18 protein-coding genes, 1 tRNA gene and 1 riboswitch are annotated in these 14,999 nt (G+C 71.1%); of the genes, 11 read left to right on the top strand and 8 right to left on the bottom strand.

From position 1 onward, the window contains the following. The first annotated feature begins 43 nt into the window (after positions 1–43). The 3 genes from ACZ514_RS19785 to ACZ514_RS19795 all read left to right on the top strand — a co-directional run bounded on the left by ACZ514_RS19785 (position 44) and on the right by ACZ514_RS19795 (position 1,987). Complete coding sequence (locus ACZ514_RS19785) at positions 44–331, top strand: MoaD/ThiS family protein (protein ID WP_469125261.1); 288 nt, start codon at positions 44–46, stop codon at positions 329–331. Beyond that, positions 331–1,281 carry a PLP-dependent cysteine synthase family protein gene (locus ACZ514_RS19790; RefSeq protein ID WP_469125262.1) on the top strand — a complete coding sequence of 317 codons (951 nt, stop codon included), beginning with the start codon at positions 331–333 and terminating at the stop codon, positions 1,279–1,281. Before ACZ514_RS19785 ends, ACZ514_RS19790 begins: the two co-directional genes overlap by 1 nt. A 256-nt stretch (positions 1,282–1,537) precedes the next feature. Further along, complete coding sequence (locus tag ACZ514_RS19795; RefSeq protein ID WP_469125263.1) at positions 1,538–1,987, top strand: DUF7144 family membrane protein; 450 nt, start codon at positions 1,538–1,540, stop codon at positions 1,985–1,987. Positions 1,988–2,075: 88 nt separating this feature from the next. Here ACZ514_RS19795 and ACZ514_RS19800 read toward each other — a convergent pair whose 3' ends face one another. Together ACZ514_RS19800 and ACZ514_RS19805 are read right to left on the bottom strand one after the other, a co-directional pair. Further along, positions 2,076–2,435: a DUF488 domain-containing protein gene (locus tag ACZ514_RS19800; RefSeq protein ID WP_468171822.1), complete on the bottom strand. Its 360-nt coding sequence runs from the start codon at positions 2,433–2,435 to the stop codon at positions 2,076–2,078. Beyond that, complete coding sequence (locus ACZ514_RS19805) at positions 2,432–2,845, bottom strand: hypothetical protein (protein ID WP_469125264.1); 414 nt, start codon at positions 2,843–2,845, stop codon at positions 2,432–2,434. Before ACZ514_RS19805 ends, ACZ514_RS19800 begins: the two co-directional genes overlap by 4 nt. Positions 2,846–3,061: 216 nt before the next feature. On the opposite strand from ACZ514_RS19805, the gene ACZ514_RS19810 reads away from it, so the two are divergent. Beyond that, positions 3,062–3,814: an MBL fold metallo-hydrolase gene (locus tag ACZ514_RS19810; RefSeq protein ID WP_468171828.1), complete on the top strand. Its 753-nt coding sequence runs from the start codon at positions 3,062–3,064 to the stop codon at positions 3,812–3,814. Between the two features lie 74 nt (positions 3,815–3,888). Here the strand turns inward: ACZ514_RS19810 and ACZ514_RS19815 are convergent, their stop codons facing one another. Together ACZ514_RS19815 and ACZ514_RS19820 are read right to left on the bottom strand one after the other, a co-directional pair. Further along, entirely contained in the window at positions 3,889–5,145 is a 1,257-nt protein-coding gene (locus ACZ514_RS19815) for a PTS transporter subunit EIIC (RefSeq protein ID WP_468171831.1), read from the bottom strand. 242 nt (positions 5,146–5,387) lie between these two features. After that, a complete protein-coding gene (locus ACZ514_RS19820) occupies positions 5,388–6,689 on the bottom strand; it encodes a PTS transporter subunit EIIC (RefSeq protein ID WP_468699647.1) in 1,302 nt (433 codons plus the stop codon). Positions 6,690–6,846: 157 nt separating this feature from the next. Here ACZ514_RS19820 and ACZ514_RS19825 point away from each other — a divergent pair, with 157 nt between their 5' ends. The 4 genes from ACZ514_RS19825 (at position 6,847) to rdgB (ending at position 9,090) form a co-directional block, all read left to right on the top strand. Then, positions 6,847–7,155, top strand: a complete 309-nt coding sequence (locus ACZ514_RS19825; RefSeq protein ID WP_469125265.1) for a PTS sugar transporter subunit IIB — start codon at positions 6,847–6,849, stop codon at positions 7,153–7,155. A 105-nt stretch (positions 7,156–7,260) separates the two neighbouring features. Then, positions 7,261–7,995, top strand: coding sequence for a ribonuclease PH (gene rph, locus ACZ514_RS19830; protein ID WP_468171840.1), 735 nt, complete (start codon positions 7,261–7,263; stop codon positions 7,993–7,995). Between the two features lie 97 nt (positions 7,996–8,092). Beyond that, a complete protein-coding gene (locus ACZ514_RS19835) occupies positions 8,093–8,479 on the top strand; it encodes a hypothetical protein (RefSeq protein WP_468171843.1) in 387 nt (128 codons plus the stop codon). A gap of 8 nt (positions 8,480–8,487) precedes the next feature. Continuing rightward, entirely contained in the window at positions 8,488–9,090 is a 603-nt protein-coding gene (gene rdgB, locus ACZ514_RS19840; protein WP_468171846.1) for an RdgB/HAM1 family non-canonical purine NTP pyrophosphatase, read from the top strand. A gap of 224 nt (positions 9,091–9,314) precedes the next feature. On the opposite strand, the gene ACZ514_RS19845 is transcribed toward rdgB, so the two are convergent. The 3 genes from ACZ514_RS19845 to bcp form a co-directional block, all read right to left on the bottom strand. Continuing rightward, positions 9,315–9,398: transfer RNA gene (locus tag ACZ514_RS19845), tRNA-Leu, on the bottom strand. A 42-nt stretch (positions 9,399–9,440) separates the two neighbouring features. Continuing rightward, on the bottom strand, positions 9,441–10,460 hold the full coding sequence (locus tag ACZ514_RS19850) for an HNH endonuclease signature motif containing protein (RefSeq protein ID WP_468171849.1): 1,020 nt from the start codon (positions 10,458–10,460) through the stop codon (positions 9,441–9,443). A gap of 137 nt (positions 10,461–10,597) precedes the next feature. Continuing rightward, positions 10,598–11,065, bottom strand: a complete 468-nt coding sequence (bcp, locus tag ACZ514_RS19855) for a thioredoxin-dependent thiol peroxidase (protein ID WP_468171852.1) — start codon at positions 11,063–11,065, stop codon at positions 10,598–10,600. Positions 11,066–11,181: 116 nt separating this feature from the next. On the opposite strand from bcp, the gene ACZ514_RS19860 reads away from it, so the two are divergent. The 3 genes from ACZ514_RS19860 to ACZ514_RS19870 all read left to right on the top strand — a co-directional run bounded on the left by ACZ514_RS19860 (position 11,182) and on the right by ACZ514_RS19870 (position 12,388). Further along, positions 11,182–11,499, top strand: a complete 318-nt coding sequence (locus tag ACZ514_RS19860) for a DUF3618 domain-containing protein (RefSeq protein WP_388941009.1) — start codon at positions 11,182–11,184, stop codon at positions 11,497–11,499. 68 nt (positions 11,500–11,567) lie between these two features. Then, the gene (locus tag ACZ514_RS19865; protein ID WP_388941012.1) at positions 11,568–11,909 is read left to right on the top strand and encodes a GroES family chaperonin; all 342 of its coding nucleotides are present in this window, start codon (positions 11,568–11,570) and stop codon (positions 11,907–11,909) included. Positions 11,910–11,961: 52 nt separating this feature from the next. Further along, positions 11,962–12,034: riboswitch (guanidine-III (ykkC-III) riboswitch) on the top strand. A gap of 33 nt (positions 12,035–12,067) precedes the next feature. Further along, positions 12,068–12,388 (top strand): DMT family transporter, encoded by a 321-nt coding sequence (locus tag ACZ514_RS19870; RefSeq protein ID WP_030158619.1) that lies wholly within the window; start codon positions 12,068–12,070, stop codon positions 12,386–12,388. Between the two features lie 29 nt (positions 12,389–12,417). On the opposite strand, the gene ACZ514_RS19875 is transcribed toward ACZ514_RS19870, so the two are convergent. Continuing rightward, a complete protein-coding gene (locus ACZ514_RS19875) occupies positions 12,418–14,880 on the bottom strand; it encodes a transglycosylase domain-containing protein (RefSeq protein ID WP_469125266.1) in 2,463 nt (820 codons plus the stop codon). Positions 14,881–14,999: the final 119 nt, after the last annotated feature.

Here is a 14,999-nt window from a genome sequence, read left to right on the forward strand (position 1 = left end):
GCCCGCACACTCCTTCGCCCCTTTCACGACACTGGAGCCTGCCATGGCCATCGAGGTCCGCATCCCCACCATCCTCCGCACCTACACCGACGGCGAGAAGGCCGTCAACGGCGAGGGCGCCACCCTCTCCGAGCTGTTCGAGGACCTGGAGACCCGCCACAAGGGCATTCGGGAGCGACTCGTCGACCAGGACGCCGGCGGCCAGCTGCGCCGCTTCGTGAACGTCTACCTCAACGACGAGGACGTCCGCTTCATCGACGGCATCTCCACCGCCCTCAAGGACGGCGACAGCGTCACCATCCTCCCGGCCGTGGCCGGCGGCTCGAAGTAATGCGGTACGACTCCCCCCTCGCGGCGGTCGGCAACACCCCGCTGGTGCGCCTGCCGCGACTGTCCCCCTCGGCGGACGTCCGCATCTGGGCCAAGCTGGAGGACCGCAACCCGACCGGCTCGATCAAGGACCGCCCCGCGCTCCACATGGTCGAGCAGGCGGAGAAGGACGGCCGACTGTCGCCCGGCTGCACCATCCTGGAACCCACCTCCGGCAACACGGGCATCTCGCTCGCCATGGCCGCGAAGCTCAAGGGCTACCGGATCGTGTGCGTGATGCCGGAGAACACCTCGCAGGAGCGCCGCGACCTTCTCGCGATGTGGGGAGCCGAGATCATCTCGTCGCCGGCCGCGGGCGGTTCGAACACCGCGGTACGGGTGGCGAAGGAGCTGGCGGAGCAGAACCCCTCCTGGGTGATGCTCTACCAGTACGGGAACCCGGACAACGCGGGCGCCCACTACGCCACGACCGGCCCGGAGATCCTGGCCGACCTCCCCTCGATCACCCACTTCGTGGCGGGCCTCGGCACGACGGGCACCCTCATGGGCGTCGGCCGCTACCTCCGCGAGAACGTCCCCGGCGTGAGGATCGTCGCCGCCGAGCCGCGCTACGACGACCTCGTCTACGGCCTGCGCAACCTCGACGAGGGCTTCGTCCCCGAGCTGTACGACGCCTCGGTGCTCACCACCCGCTACTCGGTCGGCTCGGCCGACGCGGTGACCCGCACCCGGGAACTCCTCCAGCAGGAGGGCATCTTCGCCGGGGTCTCCACCGGGGCCGCGCTGCACGCGGCGATCGGCGTGGGCCGCAAGGCGGTCGCCGCCGGGGAGACCGCCGACATCGTCTTCGTCGTGGCCGACGGCGGCTGGAAGTACCTGTCGACCGGCGTCTACACGGCGGCGACCACGGAAGAGGCCATCGAGGTCCTCCAGGGCCAGCTCTGGGCCTGAGGCCCGTACGCACGGCCCGCACCGGCACGCACGGCCCGCACGCACGGCACGGCCCGAGGACGCCGCCGCGACCCGCGAGTACGCGGTCCCGGCGGCGTCCCGCGTCCCGGCCCGCGGCGGGCGGCGGAGGAGGGCGCCGGGGGCCGGGCCGGAGGCGGGACGCCGGGTCACCCGGCCGGCCCCCGCCGGGTCACCCGGCCGGCCCACCGCGCGCACGCTCGGTACCGACCGGTTCCCCCAGCAGGAAGGTGGCGACATGACCACCACCCCGGGCAGTACCTCCCCCTCGGCCCCCGCCGGCGCCGGCGCCCCAGGACCGGGCCGCGCCGACGCGTGGGCCACCGGCGGTGCCGCCTTCGCCGGTGTCCTGATGGCCGTCAGCGGCGTGTTCGGCGTCCTCGAGGGCATCGCCGCCCTCGCCCGGGACGAGGTGTACCTGCCGGTCGGCGACTACACCTTCAGGTTCGACCTCACCGCGTGGGGCTGGATCCACCTCGTCCTCGGCGCCGTCGTCCTCGTCGTCGGCGTCGGCATCCTCAAGGGCGCCCCGTGGGGCCGGACCGCCGGTGTCGTCCTGGCCGCCCTCTCGGTGGTCTTCCACTTCCTGTGGCTGCCCTACCAGCCCCTGTGGGCGCTCATCGCGATCGCCGTCGGGGTGTTCGTCATCTGGGCGCTGTGCACGGACAGGCCCGAGGCCCGCGTCTGACGCCGCGTCCGGCGGGCCGGCCGGCCCGCCCCTGCTCCGTACCGCACCCCCCGCGTGCCCGCGGGGGGTGCGGGGGTGCGGTACGCCGTCACGCCCCGCCGGCGCCGCCCAGCAGCTCGGCCAGCACCGCCGCGTGACTGCCGGCGGGGTCCTTGACCGCCGTCAGCAGGGTCAGCGGGCCCGCCGCCGCCAGCTCCCGCAGCCGGTCCAGTTCCGCCCGGGCCTCCGGGGCCGCCAGCTCCGCCTCGTACCGCCGGCGGAACTCCCCCGGCGAGCCGCCCGCGTGGAACCACGTGCGCAGCTCCGCCGACGGGGTCACCGCCCGCGGCCACTGGTCCACCGAGGCCGCCGCCTTCGACAGCCCCCGGGGCCACAGCCGGTCCACGAGGACCCGCACACCGTCGGCCCCCGGCTCGGGAGGATCGTAGACGCGCCGCAGCCGGATCATCCCGCACCGCCTCCCAGCCCCTTGGCCTCGTCCCACAGCACCGGGTCCAGTGTCCCCGCCAGGGTGCGGAACTCCCACAGCGACACCTCCTCGGGCCGGTCCGCCTCCAGGAACCCGCCCCGGCCGTGCGCGCCGGCCGTGCCCGGCGGCAGCGGGATCACCCCGGCGCGCCGGTCGTCGTACTTCCCGGCGACCCAGGCCACCCGCGCCCGGTGCGCCCGTACCGCCAGCACCAGGCAGGTCCGGCCGTCCGTCAGGCGCCACAGCTCGCCCGGCCGCACCCGCGGCGGCGGCGCCGCCGTTCCGCGGGGCGGGGGCGTCACCGTCACCGCCGTGCGCCGCCGGGGGAGCAGCACCACCACCGCCACGGCGACCGCCGCCAGCAGAGCGGGCCACCACGACGTGTCCATGTTCCGACCGTAGCCGCGCGGACGGCACCCGGCGCGGCAACGGCACGCGGCGGAACGACAACGCGCGTACCCCACGTCGCTCCCCCGGGTGACACGGCAGGTGATTCCCCCCACAACGGCCCGCCGCGGAGGAGCGACCGGAGGTTTCGCGCCTTACGCTCGACCCACGCACGGCCCGCATTCCGTCCACGGACCGTCCACGGAGGTTCACGCTCCATGAAGCTCACCGTCGTCGGCTGTTCGGGGTCCTTCCCGGCCGCGGATTCGGCATGTTCGAGCTATCTCGTCGAGGCCGACGGCTTCCGGCTGCTCCTCGACATGGGCAACGGTTCCCTCGGAGCGCTCCAGCGCCACTGCGGCCTCTACGACCTCGACGCGATCTTCCTGAGCCATCTGCACGCCGACCACTGCATCGACATGTGCGCGTACTTCGTCGCCCGCTACTACCGGCACGAGGGCGGCCGCTGCGGAACCATCCCCGTCTACGGCCCCGAGGGCACCGAGCAGCGCCTGACCACGGCGTACGAGGACGTCCCCGACGAGCGTTCGATGAGCGAGGTCTTCGACTTCCGCACGCTGAAGTCCGCCGTCTTCGAGATCGGCCCGTTCACGGTCCGCACGGAGAGGGTCTGCCACCCGGTCGAGTCGTACGGCATCCGCGTCGAGCACGGCGGGCGCGTCCTGGCGTACTCGGGCGACACCGGGGTCTGCCCCGAGCTGGGCGTGCTGGCGGAGGGCGCCGACCTGTTCCTGTGCGAGGCGTCCTTCACGCACGGCAAGGAGGACATCCCGGACCTCCACCTCAACGGCCGGGAGGCGGGCGAGTACGCGCGCGACGGGCGGGTCGGCCGGCTCGTGCTGACGCACATCCCGCCGTGGACGGACGCCGCGCGGAACCTGGCGGACGCCCGCGCGGTCTACGGCGGCCCGGTCGACCTCGCGTACGCGGGCGCCGAGTACGAGGTCTGACGTCGTACGGGAGTACGACGCGGCCCCCGCCTCCCTTCCGGGAGAGCGGGGGCCGCGTCGCGCGGTACCGCCTGCTACTTGGCCTCGGCCTTCGCCAGTTCGGCGAGTTCCTCGTCCGACTCGCGGCCCGGGGTGGGCAGGTTCCACTTGGTGATCGCGAAGCGGAAGATCGCGTAGTAGAGGGCCGCGAAGCACAGACCCACCAGGACGAGCATCCACGGCTTGGTCGCGATGCCCAGGTTCAGGAAGAAGTCGATCGCGCCGGCGGAGAAGCCGAAGCCGTCCTTCATGCCGAGCGCCCAGGTCAGGGCCATGGACACACCGGTCAGGACCGCGTGGACCGCGTACAGCACCGGGGCGATGAACATGAAGGTGAACTCGATCGGCTCGGTGACACCGGTGACGAACGCGGTGAGCGCGAGGGAGAACATCATGCCGCCGACGACCTTGCGGCGCTCGGGGCGGGCGCAGTGGACGATCGCCAGGCAGGCGGCCGGGAGGGCGAACATCATGATCGGGAAGAAGCCGGTCATGAACTGTCCGGCGCTCGGGTCACCGGCGAGGAAGCGGCCGATGTCACCGCTCTTGCCGTTGTACTCGCCCGCCTGGAACCACGGGAAGGAGTTGAGCAGGTGGTGCATGCCGACCGGGATCAGCGCGCGGTTGGCGACGCCGAAGATGCCCGCGCCGACGGCGCCGGACCCGACCAGCCACTCGCCGAAGCCGTGGATGCCCTTGCCGAGGACCGGCCAGATCAGCCCGAAGAGGATGCCGATGAACAGGCCCGCGAAGGCGGAGAGGATCGGGACCAGGCGGCGGCCGCCGAAGAAGCCCGCCCAGTCCGGCAGCTTGGTCCGGTAGAACTTCTGGTAGAGCAGGGCGACGACGAGGCCCATCACCACACCGCCGAGGACCTTGGCGTCCACGGGCGCCTCGACCATCGCGACCTTGCCGTCGACCACCTTGGCGATCTTCGGCAGGCTCGGGTCGGTGAAGGTGGCGAGCACCTTCTGGAAGACCAGGTAACCGGTGACGGCCGCCAGGGCCGTTGAACCGTCGGACTTCTTGGCGAAGCCGATCGCGATGCCGACGGCGAACAGCAGCGCCATGTTGCCGATGATCGCGTCACCACCGGCCGCCATGTACGTGGCGATCTTGTTGATGAAGTCCGGCAGCGACGCCTTGCCGAGCATGTCGTCCTGGCCGAGGCGGATGAGCAGAGCGCCGGCGGGCAGCACGGCAACGGGGAGCATGAGGCTCCGGCCGATGCGCTGCATGACGGCCATCACGCCAGCGCCCTTCTTCTTCTCCGCAGCGGTCGCTGTGGACATGGGTTCCTCCAGAGGACAAGGCGCTGCCTGGGGACGTGGAAAACGGGGGTGGCGGCGTCTCGGAAAAGGGGGACCACGGGCCGCTCGGCAGCCGCATGGTCTACACCATTGGGTGGTGTAGACCAGTTGTAGCACGGTCGGGGTTAGATAAGGAACCTTCGATTTCCTGTGGCCTGCGCCACAGGACGGAGGGCCTCCGGATCAACCGATCCGAAGGCCCTCGCCCCGTGCCAAGGGGTATGTCACGCCTTGGTGTTCTCCGCCTGCATCGCGGCGATCTCCTCATCCGACTCCCGGCCCGGCGTCGGGATGTCCCACCGCGTGATCGCGAAACGGAACACCACGTAGTAGACCACCGCGAAACCCAGCCCGATGGGAATGACCAGCCAGGGCTTCGTCGCCAGACCCCAGTTGATGACGTAGTCGATCAGACCGGCCGAGAAGCTGAACCCGTCGTGCACCCCCAGCGCCCACGTCACCGCCATCGACACGCCCGTCAGCACCGCGTGCACCACGTACAGCGCCGGCGCCACGAAGAGGAAGGAGTACTCCAGGGGCTCCGTGATCCCCGTGACGAAGGACGTCAGACCCACCGACAGCATCAGCCCGCCGACCTCCTTGCGCCGCTGCGGCTTCGCGCAGTGCGCGATCGCCAGCGCCGCCGCCGGCAGGGCGAACATCATGATGGGGAAGAACCCGCTCAGGAACTGCCCGGCATCCGGATCACCCGCCAGGAACATGTTGATGTCGCCGTGCACCGTCGCCCCGTCCGGCTTGGTGAAACTGCCGAACTGGAACCACACCGGCACGTTCAGGAACTGGTGCAGACCGATCACCAGCAACGCCCGGTTCGCGACACCGAAGATCCCCGCACCCCAGGCGCCCAGACCCACCAGCCAGTCCGAGAAGCTCTCCAGCGCGTCACCGACCGGCGGCCACACCCACAGGCACAGCGCCGCGAAGACGATCGCCACGAACGACATGATGATCGGGACCAGCCGGCGCCCGTTGAAGAAACCCAGCCAGTCCACCAGCTTCACCCGGTGGTAGCGCTGCCAGAACCAGGCCGTCAGCAACCCCATCACGATGCCGCCGAACACCCCCGGATTCTGGTACGCGTACCCGGCGAAGGTGTCCGCCGGAGTCAGGCAGCCGCCCCCGACGTCCTTCGTGCCGGGCGGACACGGCTTCGGGAAGGCGTGCAGCACGCCCCGGTAGACGAGGAACCCCGCCACCGCCGCCAGCGCCGTCGAACCGTCCGCCTTCTTCGCCATGCCGATCGCGACGCCGACGCAGAACAGGAGGGGCAGACCCAGATCGGCGTCCAGCAGGGCCCCGCCCGCACCCGCCATCACCTTGGCCACGGCCGTCCAGTCCAGCCCCTCCGCACCGAACACGTCCGGCTGCCCGAGCCGGTTCAGGATGCCCGCGGCGGGCAGCACCGCGATCGGCAGCTGGAGACTGCGCCCCATCTTCTGCAGCCCCTGGAACAAGCCGTTCCACCACCGCCCGCGCGGCACCGCCGCTGCGCTGCTCGCGCTCATCCGCGTCTCCCTCGACCGGCCCGTTTTTGGCACGCGCAGCCCGTGCGGCACACTGGTGTAGACCAGTTGCGGGCAGGCTGCCGCTGATCGTCATCCTTCGGCAGGAACCCCGCCCGCGCCCGCACAGATAGGCCAACCGTGAGCGACCTGAGCTACCGTGACAAAGCGGACGCAGCGGGTAGCCGGGCACGGCCGCACAGACCCGTTCTTCGACACACTCAGGGAGAAACACATGGCCACCAAGGCTGAGAAGATCGTCGCCGGGCTCGGCGGCATCGAGAACATCGAAGAGGTCGAGGGCTGCATCACCCGCCTGCGCACCGAGGTCTCCGACCCCTCCCTCGTCGACGAAGCCGCCCTCAAGGCCGCCGGCGCCCACGGCGTCGTCAAGATGGGCACCGCCATCCAGGTCGTCATCGGCACCGACGCCGACCCGATCGCCGGCGAGATCGAAGACATGATGTGAGCTGAACCCACCGCTCACCCGCCCCGCCACGGGGCAGAACGAGGACCCCGTACCGGCCCGCCGGACGGGGTCCACGCGTACCCCCGCACCGACTAGGCTCACACCATGTCTCGCATCGACGGCCGCACGCCCGAACAGCTCCGCCCGGTCACCATCGAACGCGGATGGAGCAAGCACGCAGAGGGCTCCGTCCTCATCTCCTTCGGAGACACCAAGGTCTTCTGCACCGCCTCCTTCACCGAAGGCGTCCCGCGCTGGCGCAAGGGCAGCGGCGAAGGCTGGGTCACCTCCGAGTACTCGATGCTGCCCCGCTCCACCAACACCCGGGGCGACCGCGAATCCGTCCGCGGCAAGATCGGCGGCCGCACGCACGAGATCTCCCGCCTCATCGGCCGCTCGCTCCGCGCCGTCATCGACTACAAGGCCCTCGGCGAGAACACCATCGTCCTCGACTGCGACGTCCTCCAGGCCGACGGCGGCACCCGCACCGCCGCCATCACCGGCGCCTACGTCGCCCTCGCCGACGCCATCGCCTGGGGCCAGAAGAAGAAGCTCGTCAAGGCCGGCCGCAAGCCCCTCACCGGCACCGTCGCCGCCGTCAGCGTCGGCATCGTCGACGGCGTCCCGCTCCTCGACCTCTGCTACGAGGAGGATGTGCGCGCCGAGACCGACATGAACGTCGTCTGCACCGGCGACGGCCGCTTCGTCGAGGTCCAGGGCACCGCCGAGGGCGAGCCCTTCGACCGCAAGGAACTCAACGCCCTCCTCGACCTCGCCGCCGGCGGCTGCGCCGACCTGGAAGCCCTCCAGCTCCGCGCCCTGGACCTCCAGGTCCCCTAGCAACCGCCGGCCGCGGCCACGCGTCTACGCGAGTACGGGCGCACGGTCTCACCACCGTGCGCCCGTCCACGCATCCGAGCCTTTCCCGGGGGAATCCATGAAGCCGAAACTCCGCATCGCCGCCGTAGCCGTGGCGGCCGTCCTGACCGTCCCCGCCCTGACGTCCTGCGACGCCATCTCCACCGCCATGGACTGCGCCAACACGGCCGTCGCCATAGCGGACAGCGTGGGCGACCTCCAGCAGGCCGTCTCCAACGCCGGCAACAGCGTCCAGGACACCCAGAACGCGCTCGACCAGGTCGAGACCAACCTCAAGAAGATCAAGGACACGACCGGCAACGCCGACCTCGGCAAGGCCGTCGACTCCATGAGCACGGCCGTCAAGAACGTCCGCACCGCCGTCAACAACGGCGACGCCACCCCCGACGTCCAGCCCGTCGCCGACGCCGCCACCGAGATCTCCAAGGTCTGCACCCCGGGATAATGGGCCGCATGACCCGCCTGATCCTCGCGACCCGCAACGCGGGCAAAGTCACCGAGCTCCGCGCCATCCTGTCCGCCGCCGGCCTGCCGCACGAACTGGTCGGCGCGGACGCGTACCCCGAGATCCCCGACGTCAGGGAAACCGGCGTCACCTTCGCCGAGAACGCCCTCCTCAAGGCCCACGCCCTGGCCCGGGCCACCGGCCTGCCCGCGGTCGCCGACGACTCGGGGCTCTGCGTCGACGTCCTGAACGGCGCCCCCGGCATCTTCTCCGCCCGCTGGGCCGGCGCCCACGGCAACGACCGCGCCAACCTGGACCTCCTCCTGGCCCAGCTCGGGGACATCCCCTCGGAACACCGCGGCGCCCACTTCTTCTGCGCGGCGGCCCTCGCCCTCCCGGACGGCACCGAACGCGTCGTGGAGGGCCGCCTCCTCGGCACCCTCCGCCACACCCCGGCGGGCGGCGGCGGCTTCGGCTACGACCCGATCCTCCAGCCCCTGGGCGAGACCCGCACCTGCGCGGAACTCACCGCGGACGAGAAGAACGCCATCTCCCACCGCGGCCAGGCCTTCCGCGCCCTCGTCCCGGTGATCCGGGAACTGCTGGGCTAGGCCGTCTCTTTCGCATCTTGCCGGTTAAGCCCGCGTCGTCCGGTGCCGTGCATCGCAAGGCGGAGAGGCTCCCGATTACCGGACGTCCTCGGGTGCCTCGACAACGCGGCGAGGTGCGGTGCCGGGCGACGCGGGTCAGGCAAGATCCGGAAGAGACGGCCTAAGGCCCGCCGGACGCGGCGAAGGCCCCGTACGCGGATGCGCGTACGGGGCCTTCGTGCCGGTGCGGTCGGAGGGACTCGAACCCTCAAGGGATTTCTCCCACAACTACCTAAAAGTTGCGTGTAGGCCAATTCCACCACGACCGCGACTAACCGGCCAATTCGGACATTGATCCTGGCCGGCTGCGGCTAGTCTACGACTGCGGAGGTCTGGCGGGCGACACCATTGCGGCGACCGCCTCCGCGGCACCAGGTGTCGGTCAGCGCATGGCAGTTGGGGCACAGGTACCGCAGGTTCTCGCGCCGGTTGTCGAGCCAGTCGCCGCTGACGTGGTCGATCTGGAGGGTGATCGGCCTTCCCCGCCATTCGCCGGGATTCCCGCACGTGGCGCAGGCGTAGGGGACGCCGACTTCTTGCAGGGCGCGGTGCAGCCGACTGCGGTTGGTCCGGGGAGAACCCGCGGGAAGCGCGATCAGTACGCCAGACGCGACGGGCCGGCGCGTCATGGCCGGGGCCGCCCATGTGCGCCGCTTGAAGTGGCTGACGTCGAGTCCGAGCTCCGTGACGCGTCGCCGCACCCGGCGATGGTTGACGTCGTTCACTTCGAGACCGAGGGCCCGCATCAGGTCGGCGAAGCCGGTCACGTGCGGAACGGCGGCGCGCACGGCCTCCTCCGGGATGGTCCGGCGGGAGTTGCGGAAGTGCGCGGTGTCGATGCCGTGCTCTTTCAGCATCCTTCCGAGTGCGGCGCGGGACCGGCCGTCGTCGGGAACGCCCAAGGCGCGGGCCGTGCCGCGGAGGCTGTCGGCGGAGCCCGCTGCCGCCGCGAGTTCTGTGGGAGTGAACGGCAGCTCGACGCGGCCCCGCTCCATGCCCGGGAAGTGGCTGGTGTCGATACCCGCTGCCGCGATGCGGCGGGCGAGGTGCGACAGCGTGCCCGTGGCGGGCCGGGCGCCGAGTTGCAGCGCCACCTGGCGCAACGTGGTCGATGAGGCGACAGCCGCGGCTATGGCCTCGTCCGGGTACGTGTGCCGGGGGCTGCGCTTCGCGAAGTGGCTGGTGTCGATCCCGTGGAGGGCGACCTTTTCCTGCAGCACGCGGCGTTGCCCGCCGTTCTCCCTCAGGCCGAGGCGCCGCATCAGATCGGCCCAGCCTTTCGACGCGGCCACTGCGGTGGTCAGGGTGCCTCGCGCGTACGGGCCGGTCACGGTTCCGTTCCCCCTCTCGGCCGGGCGTTCCGGCCTCGTACGGGTCAACGAACCGCTGGGCGCGGTGTTACGTGCGATAAACGGAAAGCCCCGCACCACTTCTGTGCGGGGCTTTCCGGGGCGGGAGGCGGGCCGGGTCAGATGCCGAGGTCCTTGATGATCTTCGCTACGTGGCCGGTGGCCTTGACGTTGTAGAAGGCGTGCTCGACCTTGCCCTCCTCGTCCACGACCACCGTGGAACGGATCACCCCGGTGACCGTCTTGCCGTACAGCTTCTTCTCGCCGAAGGCCCCGTACGCCGTCAGGGTCTCCTTCTCGGGGTCCCCGACGAGGGTGACCTTCAGGTGCTCCTTCTCGCGGAACTTCGCGAGCTTCTCCGGCTTGTCCGGGGAGACGCCGATGACGTCGTAGCCGGCCGTGGCCAGGACGTCCAGGTTGTCCGTGAAGTCGCAGGCCTGCTTGGTGCAGCCCGGGGTCAGGGCCGCCGGGTAGAAGTACACGATGACCTTGCGGCCCTTGTGGTCGGCGAGCGAGACCTCGTTGCCGTCCGCGTCGGGCAGGGTGAAGGCGGGGGCGATGTCGCCCGGCTGGAGTCGCTCGCTCATGTCAGTGCTCTCCTCGGGAGGGGATCCGTACGGCATGAGCCTAAGCTGACCTAGCTGACAGACTGTCCATGACGGATCAAGCCCATACGTGACGACACGACGACGGAGGCAGCGCGGTGCCGGAAGCCAGGACCCCCGCACAGATCGAGGCGGACATCGTCCGCCGCCGCGAGCAGCTCGCCGAGACGCTCGACGAGATCGGCGTGCGCATGCACCCGCAGACGATCATCGGGGACGCGAAGGCCCGGGTCGCCTCGACGGTGGACCACACGGCCGGCCGCGCCTTCGTCGCGGTGAACCGGCTCGTCACCGACGTGAAGGACGGCCTGCGCCACGAGGACGGCGCCCCGCGCCTCGAGCGGATCGTGCCGGTCGTGCTCCTCGCGGTCGGAGTGGTGGGGCTGCTCGTGGCCTCCTCGCGCCGCAAGCGGTGACGGGGCGGTGACGGGGCGGTGACGACCCTCCGGGTCACGGGCCGGGTGGCGGCAGGTAGGTTCGAGGCGTGAGCGAGAACACCACCCACGACAAGCTGCCCATCCGCATGCTCCACGACCGCGTGCTCGTGAAGTCCGACACGCCCGAGGGCGAGCGGCGCTCGGGCGGCGGCATCCTGATTCCGGCGACGGCCGCGGTGGGCAAGCGGCTCGCCTGGGCCGAGGTCGTCGCGGTCGGGCAGAACGTGCGCAGCGTCGAGACGGGCGACCGCGTGCTGTACGACCCGGAGGACCGGGCCGAGGTGGAGGTGCGCGGGGCGACGTACGTGCTGATGCGCGAGCGGGACCTGCACGCCGTGGCCTCGGAGCGGCTGGAGGGGTCGAAGGACTCCACCGGGCTGTACCTCTGATCCGTTCCGGGGGAGAGGGCCGGTGACAGGGGTCACCGGCCCTTTCGCATGCCCTTTGCTACGGTGGAGCGGAACCCCCGACGAGACGCGCCGTACCGGGTAGCAGGACGCGAAGACGACGCACCCCCTTGCCGTTTCTCGTCCCGGAGGTGCCTGTCATGGCCTGGGTTCTTCTTCTCGTCGCCGGTCTGCTCGAGGTCGGCTGGTCCATCGGCATGAAGTTCACCGAGGGGTTCACGCGGCTGTGGCCGTCGGTGTTCACGGGGGCGGGGATCGTCGCCAGCATGGTGCTGCTGTCGTACGCGGCCAAGACCCTGCCCATCGGTACGGCGTACGGCGTCTGGGTGGGTATCGGGGCGGCCGGGGCGGCCGTGCTCGGCATGGCGGTGCTGGGGGAGCCCGTCACCGCGGCGCGGATCTTCTTCATCTGTCTGCTGCTGGTGGCGGTGGTGGGGCTGAAGGCCACGTCAGGGCACTGACCGGCTCGGTCGGCGGCTCGGTCGGCGGCTCATTCGAGGAACTCGGCGGGCGGGCGGCGGCGGCCCTGGGTGGTGCCGCCGTCGGTGTCGCCCCCGTTCGTCCCGCCGCCGGCGGTGTCGCCGCCGTTCGTCTGGCCTCCGGTGGTCTGGCCTCCGTTCGTCTGGCCTCCGGTGGTCTGCCCGCCGTTCGTCTGGCCGCCCTGGGTCTGGCCGCCGTTCGTTTCGCCGCCGGTGGTCTGGCCCCCGTTGATCTGGCCCCCGTTGGTCTGCCCGCCCTGCGTCTGCCCGCCCTGCGTCTGGCCGCCGTTCGTCGGGGTCGTCGGGGTGGGCGGCCCGGGCGGGGTGGGCCGGTCGGGCCGCTGCCACGGCGGGCGGCTGCCCTCGGGCCGCTGCGGGACGGTGGGCGGCGGAGGCGGGAGCTGGGCCGCGCCCGGCTGGAGCTCCAGGTCGAATTCCTCCGGGTCCGTGGCCTCCAGGGCCGCCTTCGTGTAGGCGGCCCAGATCCGGGCCGGGTAGCCGCCGCCTCCGATGCGGGCCTCGCCCAGCGCCCCGTACAGGGACTGGAGGGTGCCCGTGTCCGGGTCCTGGCCCATGACCGAGACCACCGTGACCAGGTCGGGGGTGTACGCCGCGAACCAGGCGGCGCGGTCCAGTTCGGCGGTGCCCGTCTTGCCGGCGGCCGGGCGGCCGGCCGCCAGGGCCTCCGTACCGGTGCCGTTGTCGACGACGCTGATCAGCATGGAGGTGGTCGTGTCGGCGGCCTCCCGGCTGAGGGCCTGTCGGGGGGTGCGGTCGGGGAGGGGGACGTCGTCGTCGTCCTTGGAGATCTTCTCCAGGAAGGTGTAGGGGGTGTACCGGCCGTGGTCGGCCAGGGTCGCGTAGGCCTGGGTCATGTCGACGACGCTGGCCTGCATGGTGCCGAGCGCCATGGCCGGGCCGACGACGAGGTTCGGGGTGTTCTCGGGGATGCCGAGGGCGATGGCGGTCCGCTTGACCTTCTCGGTGCCGACGTCGACGACCATCTGCGCGAAGACGGTGTTGACGGAGAGGTCGGTGGCGGTGTTGACGGTGATGTCCCCGTACGACTGCTGGCCCTCGTTCTCGGGCGCGTACACGCCCCGGGTGCCGACGACGCGGCGCTTGTTGTCGCCGTTGTAGAGGGTGTTCGGGGTGATCCGGCGGCCGTCCTGGGTGCGCGAGTCGTTCTCGACCGCCGAGGCGAAGACGAACGGCTTGAAGGTGGAGGCGACCTGGTAGTCGTGCCGGGTCGCGTTGTTCACGTACTGCTTGGTGTAGTCGATGCCGCCGTAGAGGGCGACGACCTTGCCGGTGGCCGGGTCGATGGAGGCCCCGCCGGCCCGTACCAGGCGGTCCGCGGGGCGGGCGGCCGGGTCGAGCTTGTCGACCAGTTGCTTCTGGACGGCGTCGGCGAGGGCGTTCTGGCGGCGCTTGTCGATGGTGGTGGTGATCCGGTAGCCGCCCTCGGCGAGGGTCTTGTCGTCGAGGATCCCGTGCTCGGTGATGTAGTCCTTGACGGCCTCGACGAGGTAGCCGCGCTGCCCGGACAGCCCGGCGGCGCCGCGCACCTTGCCGGGCTCGGGGAACCGTACGGCGGCGCGCTCGCCGGCGGTCATCCACTTCTTCTTGACCATGCCGTCGAGTACGTAGTTCCAGCGGGCGACGGCACGGTCGCGGCTCCGGGGGTGGGAGACGACGTCGAAGGCGCTGGGGGAGTTGAGGAGGGTGGCGAGGTAGGCGCCCTCGGCGGTGGTCAGCCTGGTGACGTCCTTGCCGTAGTAGGCCTGGGAGGCGGCCTGGATGCCGTAGGCGTTGCGGCCGAAGTAACTGGTGTTCAGGTACCCCTCGAGGATGTAGTCCTTCGACTTCTCACGACCGAGTTTGATCGCGATGAAGAACTCCTTGACCTTCCTTTTGATCGTCTGTTCCTGGCCCAGGTAGTAGTTCTTGACGTACTGCTGGGTGATGGTCGAACCGGACTGGGTGCCCTTGCCGGTCGCCGTGTTCCAGGCGGCCCGGACCATCGCCTTGGGGTCCACCGCCCGTTCGGAGTAGAAGTCCCGGTCCTCGGCGGCCAGTACGGCTTGCTGGACGCCGAGGGGGATCTGGGAGAGCGGGACGTTGACGCGGTTGACCTCTCCGTCACGGGCGAGCGGGGAGCCGTCGGCGTAGAGGTAGACGTTGGACTGGGCGGTGGCGGCCGCGTTGGCCGGGGGGATGTCGACCAGCAGGTACCCGGCGACGAGCGCGCCGCCGAGCAGCAGGGCGCACAGCAGCAGGGTGCCGGCGACCGCGCGCCAGGTGGGAACGAAGCGGCGCCACCCGGTGCGCCCGCGCCCGCCGCCGGTGCCGCCTGCGGTGCCGGTGCCGGTGCGGCCGGTCCGGGGGTGGGACGCGGCCGGGTGTGCGGGGGGACGGCCCGGGAAGTCGGGGTCACGGGGGGCCCAGCCCGGCGGGGGTGACGGGTCGCTCATCTCCGGGGCTCCTCGGGACCGTGGGAAATATCCACATCTGTACCTCATGGTGTCTACCCGATGGCCGGTGATTTGCCTCCGGACGGACATAAAACGGTCGCGTGGCTCGCCCCTCCGCA

This window comes from Streptomyces sp. NPDC034086 (assembly GCF_055575515.1).

Bases quoted from the DNA above. Each gene is read 5' to 3' on its own strand.
- bcp (WP_468171852.1), bottom strand. From the start codon at position 11,065: ATGAGCGAGCGACTCCAGCCGGGCGACATCGCCCCCGCCTTCACCCTG.
- ACZ514_RS19805 (WP_469125264.1), bottom strand. From the start codon at position 2,845: ATGGACACGTCGTGGTGGCCCGCTCTGCTGGCGGCGGTCGCCGTGGCG.
- ACZ514_RS19815 (WP_468171831.1), bottom strand. From the start codon at position 5,145: ATGTCCACAGCGACCGCTGCGGAGAAGAAGAAGGGCGCTGGCGTGATG.
- ACZ514_RS19800 (WP_468171822.1), bottom strand. From the start codon at position 2,435: ATGATCCGGCTGCGGCGCGTCTACGATCCTCCCGAGCCGGGGGCCGAC.
- ACZ514_RS19785 (WP_469125261.1), top strand. From the start codon at position 44: ATGGCCATCGAGGTCCGCATCCCCACCATCCTCCGCACCTACACCGAC.
- ACZ514_RS19875 (WP_469125266.1), bottom strand. From the start codon at position 14,880: ATGAGCGACCCGTCACCCCCGCCGGGCTGGGCCCCCCGTGACCCCGAC.
- rdgB (WP_468171846.1), top strand. From the start codon at position 8,488: ATGACCCGCCTGATCCTCGCGACCCGCAACGCGGGCAAAGTCACCGAG.
- ACZ514_RS19790 (WP_469125262.1), top strand. From the start codon at position 331: ATGCGGTACGACTCCCCCCTCGCGGCGGTCGGCAACACCCCGCTGGTG.
- rph (WP_468171840.1), top strand. From the start codon at position 7,261: ATGTCTCGCATCGACGGCCGCACGCCCGAACAGCTCCGCCCGGTCACC.
- ACZ514_RS19820 (WP_468699647.1), bottom strand. From the start codon at position 6,689: ATGAGCGCGAGCAGCGCAGCGGCGGTGCCGCGCGGGCGGTGGTGGAAC.
- ACZ514_RS19870 (WP_030158619.1), top strand. From the start codon at position 12,068: ATGGCCTGGGTTCTTCTTCTCGTCGCCGGTCTGCTCGAGGTCGGCTGG.
- ACZ514_RS19810 (WP_468171828.1), top strand. From the start codon at position 3,062: ATGAAGCTCACCGTCGTCGGCTGTTCGGGGTCCTTCCCGGCCGCGGAT.
- ACZ514_RS19835 (WP_468171843.1), top strand. From the start codon at position 8,093: ATGAAGCCGAAACTCCGCATCGCCGCCGTAGCCGTGGCGGCCGTCCTG.
- ACZ514_RS19795 (WP_469125263.1), top strand. From the start codon at position 1,538: ATGACCACCACCCCGGGCAGTACCTCCCCCTCGGCCCCCGCCGGCGCC.